This is a genomic window from Pusillimonas noertemannii, from assembly GCF_003096595.1.
GTDB classification, from domain to species: domain Bacteria; phylum Pseudomonadota; class Gammaproteobacteria; order Burkholderiales; family Burkholderiaceae_B; genus Pusillimonas; species Pusillimonas noertemannii.
Genome location: NZ_QEKO01000002.1, coordinates 89,932 through 103,827, shown reverse-complemented (window position 1 = coordinate 103,827; position 13,896 = coordinate 89,932). Strand labels below are relative to the sequence as shown.

General features: G+C 63.7%; 10 protein-coding genes and 1 pseudogene. 8 read left to right on the top strand and 3 right to left on the bottom strand.

From position 1 onward, the window contains the following. Positions 1-34: 34 nt before the first annotated feature. The 4 genes and pseudogenes from asnB (at position 35) to C7440_RS20230 (ending at position 5,485) form a co-directional block, all read left to right on the top strand. Positions 35-1,948 carry an asparagine synthase (glutamine-hydrolyzing) gene (gene asnB / locus C7440_RS07570; RefSeq protein ID WP_026067838.1) on the top strand — a complete coding sequence of 638 codons (1,914 nt, stop codon included), beginning with the start codon at positions 35-37 and terminating at the stop codon, positions 1,946-1,948. Then, positions 1,945-3,066, top strand: coding sequence for a glycosyltransferase family 4 protein (locus C7440_RS07565; protein ID WP_017523926.1), 1,122 nt, complete (start codon positions 1,945-1,947; stop codon positions 3,064-3,066). The genes asnB and C7440_RS07565 overlap by 4 nt, the downstream gene beginning before the upstream one ends. A gap of 13 nt (positions 3,067-3,079) precedes the next feature. Then, a pseudogene (locus C7440_RS20235) lies at positions 3,080-4,090 on the top strand (glycosyltransferase); the annotation flags it as partial. 240 nt (positions 4,091-4,330) lie between these two features. Further along, complete coding sequence (locus tag C7440_RS20230) at positions 4,331-5,485, top strand: glycosyltransferase family 4 protein (protein WP_306669716.1); 1,155 nt, start codon at positions 4,331-4,333, stop codon at positions 5,483-5,485. 50 nt (positions 5,486-5,535) lie between these two features. Here the strand turns inward: C7440_RS20230 and C7440_RS07555 are convergent, their stop codons facing one another. Next, positions 5,536-6,942 (bottom strand): phosphomannomutase/phosphoglucomutase, encoded by a 1,407-nt coding sequence (locus C7440_RS07555; protein ID WP_116518043.1) that lies wholly within the window; start codon positions 6,940-6,942, stop codon positions 5,536-5,538. A 131-nt stretch (positions 6,943-7,073) separates the two neighbouring features. Here C7440_RS07555 and C7440_RS07550 point away from each other — a divergent pair, with 131 nt between their 5' ends. Beyond that, entirely contained in the window at positions 7,074-8,501 is a 1,428-nt protein-coding gene (locus tag C7440_RS07550) for an FAD-binding oxidoreductase (RefSeq protein ID WP_116518042.1), read from the top strand. 4 nt (positions 8,502-8,505) lie between these two features. On the opposite strand, the gene fahA is transcribed toward C7440_RS07550, so the two are convergent. Beyond that, a complete protein-coding gene (gene fahA / locus C7440_RS07545) occupies positions 8,506-9,819 on the bottom strand; it encodes a fumarylacetoacetase (RefSeq protein WP_116518041.1) in 1,314 nt (437 codons plus the stop codon). Next, a complete protein-coding gene (locus C7440_RS07540) occupies positions 9,807-10,610 on the bottom strand; it encodes an IclR family transcriptional regulator (protein ID WP_083851248.1) in 804 nt (267 codons plus the stop codon). The genes fahA and C7440_RS07540 overlap by 13 nt, the downstream gene beginning before the upstream one ends. 193 nt (positions 10,611-10,803) lie before the next feature. On the opposite strand from C7440_RS07540, the gene C7440_RS07535 reads away from it, so the two are divergent. From C7440_RS07535 to C7440_RS19815, 3 genes are read left to right on the top strand one after another with little or no spacing between them, the layout of a single operon-like run. Continuing rightward, complete coding sequence (locus C7440_RS07535) at positions 10,804-11,955, top strand: ABC transporter substrate-binding protein (protein ID WP_165832493.1); 1,152 nt, start codon at positions 10,804-10,806, stop codon at positions 11,953-11,955. Between the two features lie 23 nt (positions 11,956-11,978). Next, positions 11,979-13,703, top strand: coding sequence for an FAD-dependent monooxygenase (locus tag C7440_RS07530; RefSeq protein WP_017523933.1), 1,725 nt, complete (start codon positions 11,979-11,981; stop codon positions 13,701-13,703). Beyond that, entirely contained in the window at positions 13,696-13,869 is a 174-nt protein-coding gene (locus C7440_RS19815) for a hypothetical protein (RefSeq protein WP_017523934.1), read from the top strand. The genes C7440_RS07530 and C7440_RS19815 overlap by 8 nt, the downstream gene beginning before the upstream one ends. Positions 13,870-13,896: the final 27 nt, after the last annotated feature.

Here is a 13,896-nt window from a genome sequence, read left to right as displayed (position 1 = left end):
CTCGGCATCGAACAATGGCAAATAGGCGATAGACATGTGCGGAATCCTTGGGGCCTGGGGCCCGATGCCGGAAAAGCGGGCAGCCATAGGACGGGGCTGCGAACGCATGCGGCATCGGGGGCCGGACAGCCAGGGCTTATGGGAGGACGAAGAGACGCAGGTCGCCTTGGGCCATGTGCGGCTGGCCATCCTTGACCTGACCGAGGCGGGACACCAGCCCATGGTGTCCCACGACGGCAGAAATGTCATGGCGCTGAACGGAGAAATCTACAACCATCAGGAGCTGCGCCGCCGCCTCGAGCAGGAAGGGCATATGCCCGCCTGGAGAGGGCATTCGGACACCGAGACGCTGGTCGAAGCTATTTCAGCCTGGGGCATTGAAAGGACATTGCAGGAAGCGGTGGGCATGTTCGCCCTGGCGCTGTGGGATCGCCATGAGCGCAGCCTGTTCCTGGCGCGTGATCGCTTTGGCGAGAAGCCCCTGTACTATGGCTACGCTGGCGACTCTTTCGTGTTCAGTTCCGAGCTCAAGGCCGTGGCGGGCCTGCCGGGCTTCGACCACCGCATCGACAGGCAGGCTCTTGCGCTGCTGATGCGCCACAACTATATTCCCGCGCCTTTCAGCATATACGCCGCGATGCGCAAGCTGACCCCGGGCTCGTGGCTTCGTCTTGACGGAGCCCTGCTGCAGTCCAAAACGGCGGGACAGCCGCAGGCATACTGGTCCGCTGAGGCGGTTGCCCTCGAGGGCGTGGCCGATCCGCTGGCCTTCGAGTCCGATTCCGCAGCCATCGACGCTCTTGAGAAGGTAATGGGCGCGGCCGTGCAGGGGCAGATGCTGTCGGATGTGCCGCTGGGCGCATTTCTTTCCGGGGGCATCGATTCTTCCGCCGTGGTAGCCCTGATGCAGGCGCGGGGGGGCGGCCAGGTCAATACCTTTTCCATCGGCTTCGACGTGCCCGCCTTCAACGAGGCCGAGCATGCGAAGGCGGTGGCGGCACACCTGGGCACCAGCCACCACGAGCTGTATGTCTCGGCCCAGGATGCGCTGGATGTCGTGCCCGCGGTGGCCGGCATATACGACGAGCCCTTTGCCGACTCATCGCAGATCCCGACCCTATTGCTGGCCCGCATGGCGCGCCGTGACGTTACCGTGGCCTTGTCGGGAGACGGGGGCGACGAACTGATGGGCGGGTACTCGCGTTATGTCCGCGCCGCCGCCTGGTGGGCGCGGCGCGAAAAATTGCCCGGCGCATTGCGGGGCCCCATCGCCCTGGGCATGCGCGCCATGGGTGGCGCCGCGCCCCTTGGCATGATGCGCGAGCAGGCCGGCAAGCTGGCGCAGGTGCTGGCGGCCGAGCACAGCGGCCGGTTTTACCGGCAGTTCGTGTCCTATTGGAAAAAGCCCGAGCAGGTCGTGATCGATGCCAGCATGCCCGAGGGCCTGTTCGACCATGCGTCCGGGCTGCCTTTTCTTGATCACATGACCTGGCTGGACACGGTCAGTTATCTGCCCGATGACATCCTGGTAAAGGTCGACCGCGCCGCGATGTCCGTCAGCCTTGAAACCCGCGTGCCCATGCTCGATCATCGCGTCTACGAGTTTGCGCGTCGCCTGCCGTGGCAGTACAAGAATCGCGACGGCCAGGGAAAATGGCTGCTGCGCCAGCTGTTGTACCGGCATGTGCCGCGCGATTTGGTCGATCGCCCCAAGAAGGGTTTTGGCGTGCCGCTCGGCCTCTGGCTGCGGGGCCCTCTCAAGGACTGGGCCTATGCCTTGCTCGATCCGCAGCGGCTGAAGGCGCAGGGGCTTTTCCATGCGCGACCCATACTTCAGAAATGGCGCGAGCACCAGTCTGGACGCCGCGACTGGAGCCCGCATCTATGGGGTGTACTGATGGCGCAGGCATGGCTGGACGAATCCGAGTCATGGAGGCGCGGCCAATGAAGATACTGTTTCTGGTCAGCTCTTTGAATACGGGCGGCGCCGAACGCGTGGCCACCACCTTGGCCAGCGCCTGGTCCAGGCGCGGCGACGACGTAACGCTGGTTTCCACCTTTCCTCAACGGGGCAGCTGCTTTTACCCGCTGGACGCCGGCGTGAAGCTGGTGTGGATCGCCGATCGCCTGAATGGCGCCCGGCATCCCCTGCGCGTTACGGCCGCCAAGCTGCGGGCGCTGCGCGCAATGATGGTCGACGAAGCACCCGATGTCGTCATTTCGTTCCTGACCAACGTCAATGTCATGGCATTGCTGGCGCATTGGGGGCTGAAGGTTCCCATCGTGGTCTGCGAGCGCACCAACCCCGCGGCGGCGCGCAACAGCGGCGCGGTGCTTCGCGCCATGCGCCGCCTTACTTATCCCCGGGCCGACGTCGTTACGGTTCAGGCCAAGTCGAGTGTGGAGGCTTTCCTGCGCATGGTGCCCGGCATACGCCGGCTCGAGGTCGTCTCCAACCCCCTGCCGCCGGAACTGCTCGAGCGGCCTCTTCGGCCCGCTGTTTCGGCGGGGCGCAAGCGCCTGATGGCCATGGGCAGGCTGGTGCCCGCCAAACAGTTCGATGTGCTGATCGAAGCGTTTTCACAGCTTGCCTCCGGGGCCCCGGACTGGGATCTTATGATCTGGGGCGATGGGCCCATGCGCGATGCCCTTGCAAGGCAAATAGCCGGCCTGGGCATGGAAGCGCGTATTTCGCTGCCGGGACGCACCGAATCTCCCTGGGACGAGCTTTCGAAGGCGGACGCCTTTGCCTTGACGTCGGCGGTAGAAGGATTTCCCAATGTGCTGCTCGAGGCCATGGCCCTGGGCCTGCCCTGCATCGCATTCGATTGCCCCAGCGGGCCCGCCGAAATGACCCGCCATGGCCAGGACGCGCTGCTCATCCCCTTGGGCGATGCCGCTGGCTTGCGCGAAGGGCTGCAGCGGTTGATGCAAGACCCCGCGCTGCGCGCCGAACTGGCGGGGCGGGCCGCCGAGTCGGTGCGCGAACGCTATGCGCTGCCGAGGGTATTGCAGCGCTGGGACGAGATCATGAAGCAGGCGGGTGCGGACCCCGCTACAGGCTGAAAAAAGGACGCTCATGGCAGACGCAGAATTGCACGTAGTACACATCATCTCCGGGCTCGGACAGGGCGGGGCGGAAACCGTGCTGCATCGCCTCGTTACCGCGCCCGGCCAGGCCACGCGGCATACCGTGGTGTCGATGGGCGACGAGGGCGTGTTCGGGCCGCGATTGCGCGAGGCGGGCATACGGGTGGTGACCCTGGACATGCCCGCCGGCCGCCTCACCTGGCGCGGCTTGCGGCATTTGTATCGCTTTTTGCAGGCAGAGCGGCCGGACGTGGTGCAGACCTGGATGTACCATGCCGACCTCATAGGCGGCGTGGTGGCGCGCTGGGCGGGCCTGCGCGCCGTGTCATGGGGCATACGCAACTCGGGCGCCAACCTTGAAAAAAGCAGCCGGCTCACCCACCTGATCGCCTGGGCCTGCGCGCGGCTTTCGGGCGTGGTGCCGGCAGGCATCATCGCCTGCGCCCAGGACGCGGCCGCGCGCCACCAGGCGCGAGGCTACCGGGCCGACCGCATGGCGGTCATTCCCAACGGCTACGACCTGTCGCGCTGGGCGCCCCGTCCCGGGGCGCGCGAGCGCTTGCGGCAAGAGTGGGGCGTGGCGGACGATGTGCCACTGATCGGCAGCGTGGCGCGCTGGAATCCCCTGAAGGACCACGCCAATCTGCTTGAAGGGTTTGCGCTGTGCGCCCGTTCAGTGCCCGAGGCGCGTTGTGTGCTGGTGGGACACGGGCTGACGCGCGACAACGAGGCGCTGATGGCCCTCATCGATCGCTGGCAACTGCGGGACAAGGTCATCTTGCTGGGCCGCCGCGACGATGTGCCGGACGTCATGTCGGCTCTGGACACACATGTCTTGTCCAGCTGCGCCGAAGGCTTTCCCAATGTCGTGGCCGAGGCGATGGCGGCGGGCGTGGCCTGCGTCGTCACCGACGTGGGCGATGCGGCGCGCATCGTGGGCGATTTCGGCTGGGTCGCGCCACCCCAGGACGGCGCCGCGCTTGCGCGGGCCATGGAGGCCGCCCTGCGAGAGCTGGGCACCCCCCTTATGAGCAAACGGCTGCAACACGGCCGGGAGCGTGTTCAGCGCCTTTACAGCCTGCCTGCCATGGTGTCGGCCTATGAGGCGAACTGGCGGCAGCTGGCCGCGCGAAACGGGGCGAAGCGGCCTGCCGCGGCGGCCATGGGCTCGCCGGGCCAAGAACCTGGTGCGGAACCAGGCTCTGGCTCACGCGCGCAGTCGGGCTCGGGCCGGCGGCGCCTGCTGTATGTCGTGAACAATCCCGCTTTCTTCCTGTCGCACCGGCTACCCATTGCCCTGGCCGCCCGCGATGCCGGCTACGATGTGCACGTGGCCACCATGGCCGGGGCCGCCTCGGCCGACATCGAGGCACAGGGCCTGCAGCACCACAATATCCCCATGTCGCGCAGCGGCAAGAACCCCCTGCAGGAGTGCGCCACGCTGTTCGCCTTGTGGCGGCTGTATCGCGCGCTGCGGCCCGATCTGGTGCATGCCGTCACCATCAAGCCGGTACTGTACGGAGGCATCGCGGCGCGCCTGGCGGGTGTTCCCAGCTATGTCGCCGCCGTGTCGGGACTGGGCTTCATCTTCATGCGCAAACGCCAGGGCCTTGATCTTCTGCGCGGGGCGGCCTTGACGCTTTACCGCATTGCCCTGGGGCATCGCAACAGCCGGGTCATCTTCCAGAACACCAGCGACCGCGACGTGCTGCTGCGGGCGGGCGCCGTGCGCCAGCGGCAGGTCGAGCTCATCCGCGGATCCGGGGTAGACCTTGCGCACTTCGCGGCCTTGCCCGAGCCCGCCGGGCCGCTCGTTGCCGTCATGGTGGCACGCCTGCTGGCCGACAAGGGTGTGCGCGAATTCGTCGAGGCGGCGCGCCTGGCTTCGGGCCGGCCGGACAGCTTGCGCTGGGTGCTGGCGGGCAGTCTCGACAGCGGCAATCCGGCCGGTATCTCCGCCCAAGAGCTGCAGGACTGGCAGAAAGAGGGCGTGGTGGATTACGTGGGCGAGCAAAGCGACGTGGCTGGCTTGTATGCGTGCTCGCACATTGCCGTGTTGCCGTCTTACAGAGAAGGCTTGCCCAAGTCCTTGGTCGAGGCCGCCGCCTGCGGCAGGGCGGTGGTAACCACCGACGTGCCCGGGTGCCGCGATGCCATCGAGGCGGGCGAGACCGGCCTTCTGGTGCCGCCGCGCGACGCCACCGCGCTGGCCTCGGCAGTGCAGCGCCTGGCCGACGATGCCGTCCTAAGAAAGCAGTTCGGCGAAGCGGGCAGACGCCTGGCCGAGCGCGCCTTCGACATCCGGCAGGTGGTGCACCGGCATCTCGAGATCTACGACACCCTGATTGCGGCCTCGGGCGCCACCCGCAAGTTCGAGCCTTCCGACCTGGACTGAAAGTCCGGGCCGGGTGGCCGCGCTGCCAAGCGCAGCCTGAAGGCGTGGCTTCAGAAGGGAAGCCTGGCTTCGCCTGCCAGCGGCGCCAGCGCCGCGCGGAATTCCTGCTGGATGCGGTCCAGCGCCTGCTGGCTGTCGGCTTCGAAGCGCAGCACCACGACCGGAGTGGTGTTAGAGGCCCGGGCCAGCCCGAAGCCGTCGGCGTATTCGGCCCGCACACCGTCTATGGTGTTGATGCTTTCGGAAGTCGGGAACTTGCCTTCGGCCTGCAGGCGCTCGATCAGGGCGTGGGGCTGGCCTTCCTGCATTTCAAGCTTGAGCTCGGGGGTGGAGATATCTTTGGGAAGGGCTTCGAGCACGGCCGAGGGGTTGTCGCCGCGCGCCAGAATCTCGAGCAGCCGGGCGCCCGTGTAAAGGCCGTCGTCAAAGCCGTACCAGCGTTCCTTGAAGAAGGTGTGGCCGCTCATTTCGCCGGCCAGCGGCGCATTGGTTTCGGCCAGCTTGGCCTTGATCATCGAATGGCCTGTTTGCCACATAAGCGGCTGGCCCCCAGCGGCGGAAATCGATGCGGCCACATGGCGGCTGCACTTGACGTCGAAAATAATGGTGGCTCCGGGAACCCGCGACAGCACGTCGCGCGCGTACAGGATCAATTGCCGGTCGGGCCAGATGATCTCGCCCGATTTGGTGACCACGCCCAAGCGGTCGGCGTCTCCGTCGAAGGCCAGGCCGATTTCGCAATCGGTTTCACGCACGTGGCGGATGAGGTCTTGCAGGTTGTGCGGGTCGGCCGGGTCGGGATGGTGATTGGGAAAGCGGCCGTCCACCTCGCAATACAGCTCGTCCACCTCACAGCCCAGGGCGCGGAACAACTGCGGGGCCACTGCGCCGCCTACGCCGTTGCCGCAGTCGATGGCGATCTTCATGGGCCGCGCCAGCGCGACGTCGGAGGCAATGCGCTGCACGTAGTCATCTATGAGATTCAGGCTGCGGCGTGTACCCGGCATGACTTCGCCCGTGGGGTCGAGGCTGTGCATTACCTTCTTGAGTTCCTGCACGCCGGCACCATGCAGCGTTTTGCCGGCCATCATCATCTTGAAGCCGTTGTAGTTGGACGGATTGTGGCTGCCGGTGATGGCCACGCCCGAGCCCGTGTGCTGGGTGTAGGCCCCGAAATAGACCAGGGGCGTGGGCACCATGCCGATGTCCAGCGAATCGATGCCCTCGGCATTGATGCCCCCTTGCAGGGCCTGGGCCAGTTCGAGGCTGCTGAGCCTGCCGTCGTAACCCACGACCAGCGTGTCGACGCCTTCCCGCCGGGCCTGCAGCGCCAGCGCGCGGCCCAGCAGGCGGGCAAACTGCGTGTCGATCTGTTCGGGGACTGTGCCGCGGATATCGTAGGCCTTGAAGACGGCGTCGGGCAGGGAGGGGGAGGACGTCACGGGGTTTCCTTTCATGCAGAGTTCCAGCTAGTTGGCCGATTATGGCACAGGGCCGGCGGGCGGCGCGCCGGCCGGGCCGCCCCTTGTGACTAAGGGCTAAAATGAAACGGGGCGGACTGCGCCCCGGGCACAGCAAAAGGCAAGCAATGACGCAACTGAATGACCTCGTTCAAATTCTGGGGCCGGCCAACGTAATCACCGGGGCCGACGCCGATTCCTACGTCGAAGACTGGCGCGGCCGCTATCGCGGCCAGGCGCTGGCCGTGGCCCGGCCCGGCAACACCCAGGAAGTGGCCCAGGTCGTCAAGTGGTGTGCAGCAAACAAGGTGCCCATTGTGCCGCAAGGGGGCAATACGGGCCTGTGCGGGGCGGCCACGCCCGATTCAAGCGGCACGGCGCTTGTGCTTTCGCTTGCGCGCCTCAACCGCATTCGCGGCATCGACACCGACAACGACACCATGGAGGTCGAGGCGGGCTGCATATTGCAACAGGTGCAGCAGGCGGCGCGCGATGCGCAACGGCTTTTTCCGCTCAGCCTGGCGGCCGAGGGCAGTTGCACCATTGGGGGCAATCTGGCCACCAACGCCGGAGGCACGCAGGTGCTGCGTTATGGCAATGCGCGCGAACTGGTGCTGGGGCTCGAGGTCGTGACCCCCGAAGGCGACATCTGGCACGGCTTGCGAGGCCTGCGCAAGGACAACACCGGCTACGACCTGCGCGACCTGTACATCGGCAGCGAAGGCACCTTGGGCATCATCACCGCGGCCACGCTCAAGCTTTATCCCCTGCCCGTGGCCCAATGCACGGCCCTGGTGGCCCTGAATTCGGTCGAAGACGCGGTGGCCCTGCTTTCGATGGCGCGCCGCGGCTTTGCCGCGTCCCTCACGGGCTTCGAGCTGATCGCCGGCTTTTGCCTGCATCTGGTCAACCGGCAATATCCGCAGCAAAGGCTGCCTTTCGAGGGCGATTCGGCGGCCATGCCCTGGTATGCCCTGCTTGAAATCTCCGACAGCGAAAGCGCCGAACATGCGCGCGAACGCTTCGAGGCCATTGTGGGCGAAGCCTTCGAGGCCGGCCTGGTGGCCGATGCCGTCATCGCCGAGAACATCGCCCAAAGCAAGGCGCTGTGGCACTTGCGCGAAAGCATACCGCTGGCCGAAAAAGACGCCGGCAAAAGCATCAAGCACGACGTGTCGGTGCCCGTATCCAGAATGTCGTCCTTCATCGAGGCCACCAATGCCGCCCTGCAGGCGCGTTTCCCGGGCATCGAGCACGTGATCTTCGGCCATCTGGGCGACGGCAACCTGCACTACAACGTGGCGCGCGGCCAGGCCTTTACCGAAGACGAACTGCTGTCCAACCAGGATGCCGTCTATGAAATCGTGCACGACAATGTGCACAAGCTGGGCGGCTCCATCAGCGCCGAGCATGGCGTGGGGCAACTGAAGCGCGATGTCTTGCCGCGCTACAAAGACCCTGTCGAAATGGCGCTGATGCGCCGGATCAAGCAGGCGCTCGACCCGCAAGGCCTGATGAACCCGGGCAAAGTGCTTGGGCCCACTGGCAAGCCTTGACCGTTCAGCCGGCCGGCAGCACGGTGGCCGCGCAGTCGCCGAATCCTATCGACGGGTAGCCTTCTTTGTGGCAGTAGGCGTGCATGACGACGCGGTCGTAGTCCTCGAGAAAGTAGCGGTCTTCTCCCCAGGGCAGCGACACGCATTGCTTGCCGCCTCGTGTGGTTTCCAGCAAAGACCCTTCCTGGCCCGCCGCAGGGCCCGATAGCGTTCCTGTTCCCAGCAGGTCGCCGGGCCGCAGGTTGCAGCCGTTGACGGTGTGGTGGGTAATCAGCTGGGCGATGCTCCAGTACGCTTCCTTGAAATTGCTGCGCGCCAGCACATGCGGCTCATGCCGGGCCGCGCGCGACTTGCGCGTGCTTAATGCGACCTCGAGCTGGATGTCGATGGCGCCTGCCGCCGAGTTGTGCTCCGAGGCCAGGTAGGGCATGGGCTGCGGATCGTCCGCCGCCCGGCTGAACGGCACGCGAAAGGGCGCCAGGGCTTCCAGCGTGACCACCCAGGGCGAAATCGTGCTGGCGAAGTTCTTGGCCAGGAAGGGCCCCAGCGGCTGGTATTCCCAGGCCTGCAGGTCGCGCGCCGACCAGTCGTTCAATATGCAAAGCCCGAACACATGGGATTCGGCCTCGTCCATGTCGATGCGGCGCCCCTGCGCGTTTCCGCTGCCCACGAAGATGCCCAGCTCCAGCTCGTAGTCGAGGCGTTGGCTGGGGCCGAACGAGGGTGTCGGGGCGTCGGGCAGGGGCCGCGTCTGGCCCAGGGGCCGCAGAAAGTCGCTGCCCGAGACATTGATGCTGGAGGCCCTGCCGTGATAGCCGATGGGCACCCATTTGTAGTTGGGCAGCAGGGGGTTGTCGGGCCGGAAAAGGCTGCCCACCGCCGTGGCGTGATGCAGCGAGATATAGAAGTCGGTGTAGTCGCCGATCTGCGCGGGCAGCGAGAAGAGGGCCGTGGCGTGTTCGCTTAGCAGCGGCTGCAGCTTTGCCTGGTGGGCCGACCCGGCTCGCAGGGCGCGCGACAGGGACAGCCGCAATGCCGACCAGTGCTCGGCGCTCAAGGCCATCAAGGCATTGAGGGAATCGCCCTGGCAGGCATCCAGCGCCTGCAAAGCGGCGCCGCAGAACGGCTGCAGCGCGGCCAGGGCGCGCAGGTCGAGTATCTGGCGGCCTATGGCCACCCCCACGCGAAAATCGTCGCCATCGGCGGGCTTGTATACAGCGTAGGGCAGGTTCTGTATCGGGAAGCGGCAATCATGCTCGTTGGCCGATTCGACCCAGCTTTTCAGGCCCGCTTCGTGGGTTTCGTTCAGGGTGAGCATGCGTCCTCCGCAGAAGGTTGTGAAGAAGATTCGTTCTTGAGGCGGATGGAAATTTCATTGGCGCTTTGTACCACCAGCCCTATCAAGGTTTCTTCGTTGAGCTTGGACGGGCGTACGTCGTCCCAGGCCAGCACCAGCGCCCCGACGATTTCAAGGTTCTCTCCGAAGACCGGAGCGGCAATGCCGACGACGCCGGGATCAAGCTGCCCACGCGAAATATAGTATCCCGCTTCGCGGATTCGTTTCAGATTTTTGGTAAATGAGGTCCAGTCTTCGCCGATTGCTCGTGCATCCGGAGCCACGCATGGGTCTTGCAGGGCGCGGTCGTAGACGCGGCGTAGTTTGCGCCGATTCATGTGGGCCAGAACAATATGCGCTTGCGCTCCGCGGAAGGTGGGCATTTTCAGACCCTTCGTGTAGGTGATCTTGGCAGGGTCGCGGCCCGGGACGTGAAAAATATTGACAGCCGATTCGTCATACAGGTTGCACAGCAAGGCGTTGCAGTGGGTCATTTCGGCCAGTCCATACATGAGGTCCCTGCTTGCGTTCAAAACCGGATCGTTGGTATGGATGAGGTATTCCAGTTCGATGATCTTGGGGCCAAGGCGGTAGCAGCCCGAGCTGCGGGACAACATCCCTGCATCAGTGAGTTCGCTGGCATAGCGATATGCCGAAGCAGTGCTGATCTCAAGGGCCGCGGCGATCTCATTGATGTTGATCAATGGCGTGTTTGCATTGAACAAGTCAAGAATGCTCATTACTCGGCCAATGACTGAAGGAGATGCGGACATGGGATGTGGCTTCCAGTGATGAGTGGGCTGTATTCGAGTGCGGACGGATATGGGTAGTTGACCCGGTAGAAAGAAGAAATAAAACCGTTGACAAGAAAACCTTGAAAATATAGAGTTTTATTAATAGACAATAAAAATGTCTAAAAAATAGCGCTATAAGCGTAGAAAATATTTTAGCAACGGGAGACAAACCATGCGTATTTTCACAAAATTATTTGTAGTGTTGGCGGCATGTTCGGCGTTTGGGCTGGCGCATGCAGACGTAAAAGTCGGCGTGATTCTGTCGCTGACGGGCCCGGCGGCTTCGCTGGGCATCCCCGAGCAGCAAACCATCACAATGTGGCCTACCGAAGTCGCAGGCCAGAAGCTTGCTGTCACCGTGCTGGATGATGCGTCCGACCCTACTGCAGCTTCGGTGGCGGCGCGCAAGCTCATCAGCGAATACAACGTCGACATTCTAGTGGGGCCCTCGGTGACGCCCACGGCGCTGGCCGCCATGCAGGTCGCCGGAGAAGTCAAGGTTCCCATGATTTCTCTTTCAGGGGGCGGGGCAGTGGTGCTGCCGCAAACCGGCGCCCGGACCTGGGCCTTCAAAATGCCCCCATCCGAAGAAATCCAGCTTAATGTGATTTTCGACAGCATGAAAAAGAAAGGCGAAAAAACGCTGTCCATTATCGCAACCAACAATGCCTATGGGCAGGTGTTCATCGACGAAGCCAAGAAAGTGGCTCCTTCGGCGGGAATCGAGATCGTCAGTGTCGAGCGTTTTGGGGCGACCGATACTTCCTTCGTGTCGCAGGCACTGAAGATCAAGGAAAAAAACCCCGACGCCGTTTTCATTGCGGCGGCTGGAACGCCTGCGGCCATGCCGCAAATTGAGTTGAAGAACCGGGGATACTCCGGCACACAATATCAGACGCAGGCGGTGGCAAACAACGACTACTTGCGGGTCGGGGGCAAGGCGCTGAATGGCACGCTGGTTACCGTGGCTCCTTTGCTCGTTGCTGAGCAGTTGCCTGACGACAACGTGATCAAGCCTGTGGCCCTGAGTTATGTCGAGGCATTTGAAAAGAAATATGGCAAGGGGTCGCGCTCGCTGTTCGGCGGCATGGCATGGGACGCCGCTTTGTTGCTCGAGCAAGCGATACCGGTTGCCTTGAAGTCCGCCAAACCAGGTACGCCAGACTTTCGAGTGGCCCTGCGAAACGCCCTCGAGAACGACATAAAAGATGTGGTGCTGACGGAAGGTGTATACACCATGTCGGCCGACGACCATAACGGCGCGGACGCGCGCAGTCAGGTCTTGGTAAAGATCCAGGACGGCGCCTGGAAGTACGTGCCCTAGTTGCCCAACCGGAGGCCAGCAACATGGTGTCAACGGCACTGAAACCCTACCCCTTTGAATTCGTAAAGCGAAAAAGCGTATGGCATGACAAGGGACGGGTAGAACGGCAACCCGTGGTCATTGCGGGCGGCGGGGTGGCGGGGCTTACCCTCGCCCTGGCCTTAGCCGTTCAAGGGGTTCGTTCAGTCGTCCTCGAGGCGGACGATAGCGTCTGTTTCGGCAGTCGCGCCATTTGTATTTCCAGGCGTAGCCTCGAGATATTCGAGCGCCTTGGTATCGCGGGCGCTTTGCTCGACAAAGGGCTTGCCTGGACCAGCGGCCGGTCCTTCTATCGCCAGCAAGAGGTACTGCACTTTTCGATGCCCCAGGACGATGATCAGCACCTGCCGCCGATGATCAATATCCAGCAATACTATGTCGAAGAATTTCTGGTTCGCGCTCTTGAGAAACACGCCGGCCTGGTCGATATCCGCTGGTCCAGCCGGCTGATCGGTCTCGAGCAGCGTAGTGGGTCGGTCGTGGTCGAGGTAGAGCATGAAGGCCGGCGCCACACCCTTGAAGGCGAGTGGCTCGCCGCATGTGACGGTGGCCGCAGCACCGTCCGCGATGCGCTGGGCCTCTCGTTGCGTGGAACAGCCTACGAGGGCGCCTATGTCATTGCCGACATCGAGCTCGAGACCAACCTGCCCACTGAAAGGCTCGCCTGGTTCGACCCGCCTTCCAATCCCGGCGAAACGATACTCATGCACCGGCAACCAGATAACATCTGGCGCATCGATTATCAGATTGGAAAGGACGAAGACCCTGAAAAGGCGGTCTTGCCCGAAAACGTACTGCCCCGCATCCAGGCCCACCTTGAAATGATCGACGAAACGGGCAAATGGGCTCCCTTATGGATCTCGCTGTACCGGGCCAATGCGCTGGCCCTCGAGCATTTCCGGCACGAGCGGGTTTTCTTCGTGGGCGACGCCGCGCATCTCGTGCCTATTTTCGGCGTGCGCGGCGCCAATTCCGCCATTGACGACGCCGACAATCTTGCCTGGAAGCTTGCGCATGTAGTTGGCCGGGGCGCCGGCGAAGAACTGCTCGACTCGTATTCGTCCGAGCGCGCGCATGCCGCCCGCGAAAACCTGCAGCAGGGCATGAAAAGCACCGAGTTCATGGCTCCGCCATCAAATGGGTTCCAGCTGATGAGGCGGGCGGTCCTGAGCCTCGCTTCGAAGGCGCCCGGGGTGCGCCCGCTGATCAACCCGCGCCAAACCAGTGCCATCCGCTATGCAGAGTCTTCGGCATTGGCGCAGCACGATGACGAAGAATTGTTCCGTCATGGGCCGCAGCGCGGATCTGTATTGCAGAACCTGCCTTTGCGGCTGATCGACGCCAAGGGCCGGCAAAGCTCCATCCATCTGACGCAACTGCTCAGGCCGGGCGAATACCTGTTGCTTGTGTTTGGCAACGGGCCTGATGCCGCGTGCGAGGCCTCCCGGGCTGTCAAGGAACTGCCTGCAGAATGGGCGGTTCGGCTCCTGTTCGTCTGCTCGTCCATGCTCGAACCTGTAGCCCAGGAGCATGTCGTCGATTCCGGCGCAAGAATGGCCGCTCTTTACGACGCCGAGCCCGGCACGGCGTATCTGGTTCGTCCCGATGGCTATGTCTTCGGACGTTGGCGCTCGTTGTCGGCTTCCGTGCTTGCAACGGCCCTGTGCTCCATGTCGGGCGGGGCCGTGAAGGAGGCATGGCATGACTGACCAGGAACTCGATGCGGTCTACACCGCGCTCTGTCGCGCGCTGGGCGAACTTGATCACGAGCAGGCTCTGATGCTGCTGAGCCGCTTTGCCTTGCTTGCAATGCTGGAGATCGACAGCCCTGATCGGCTGCATGAATTGATCGGACAGGCGGCTGAGCCCGCCTGATAGTGGAATCCAAGAAATGGAGGACGC

Bases quoted from the DNA above. Each gene is read 5' to 3' on its own strand.
- C7440_RS07550 (WP_116518042.1), top strand. From the start codon at position 7,074: ATGACGCAACTGAATGACCTCGTTCAAATTCTGGGGCCGGCCAACGTA.
- C7440_RS07555 (WP_116518043.1), bottom strand. From the start codon at position 6,942: ATGAAAGGAAACCCCGTGACGTCCTCCCCCTCCCTGCCCGACGCCGTC.
- C7440_RS19815 (WP_017523934.1), top strand. From the start codon at position 13,696: ATGACTGACCAGGAACTCGATGCGGTCTACACCGCGCTCTGTCGCGCG.
- C7440_RS07535 (WP_165832493.1), top strand. From the start codon at position 10,804: ATGCGTATTTTCACAAAATTATTTGTAGTGTTGGCGGCATGTTCGGCG.
- C7440_RS07530 (WP_017523933.1), top strand. From the start codon at position 11,979: ATGGTGTCAACGGCACTGAAACCCTACCCCTTTGAATTCGTAAAGCGA.
- asnB (WP_026067838.1), top strand. From the start codon at position 35: ATGTGCGGAATCCTTGGGGCCTGGGGCCCGATGCCGGAAAAGCGGGCA.
- C7440_RS07565 (WP_017523926.1), top strand. From the start codon at position 1,945: ATGAAGATACTGTTTCTGGTCAGCTCTTTGAATACGGGCGGCGCCGAA.
- C7440_RS07540 (WP_083851248.1), bottom strand. From the start codon at position 10,610: ATGTCCGCATCTCCTTCAGTCATTGGCCGAGTAATGAGCATTCTTGAC.
- fahA (WP_116518041.1), bottom strand. From the start codon at position 9,819: ATGCTCACCCTGAACGAAACCCACGAAGCGGGCCTGAAAAGCTGGGTC.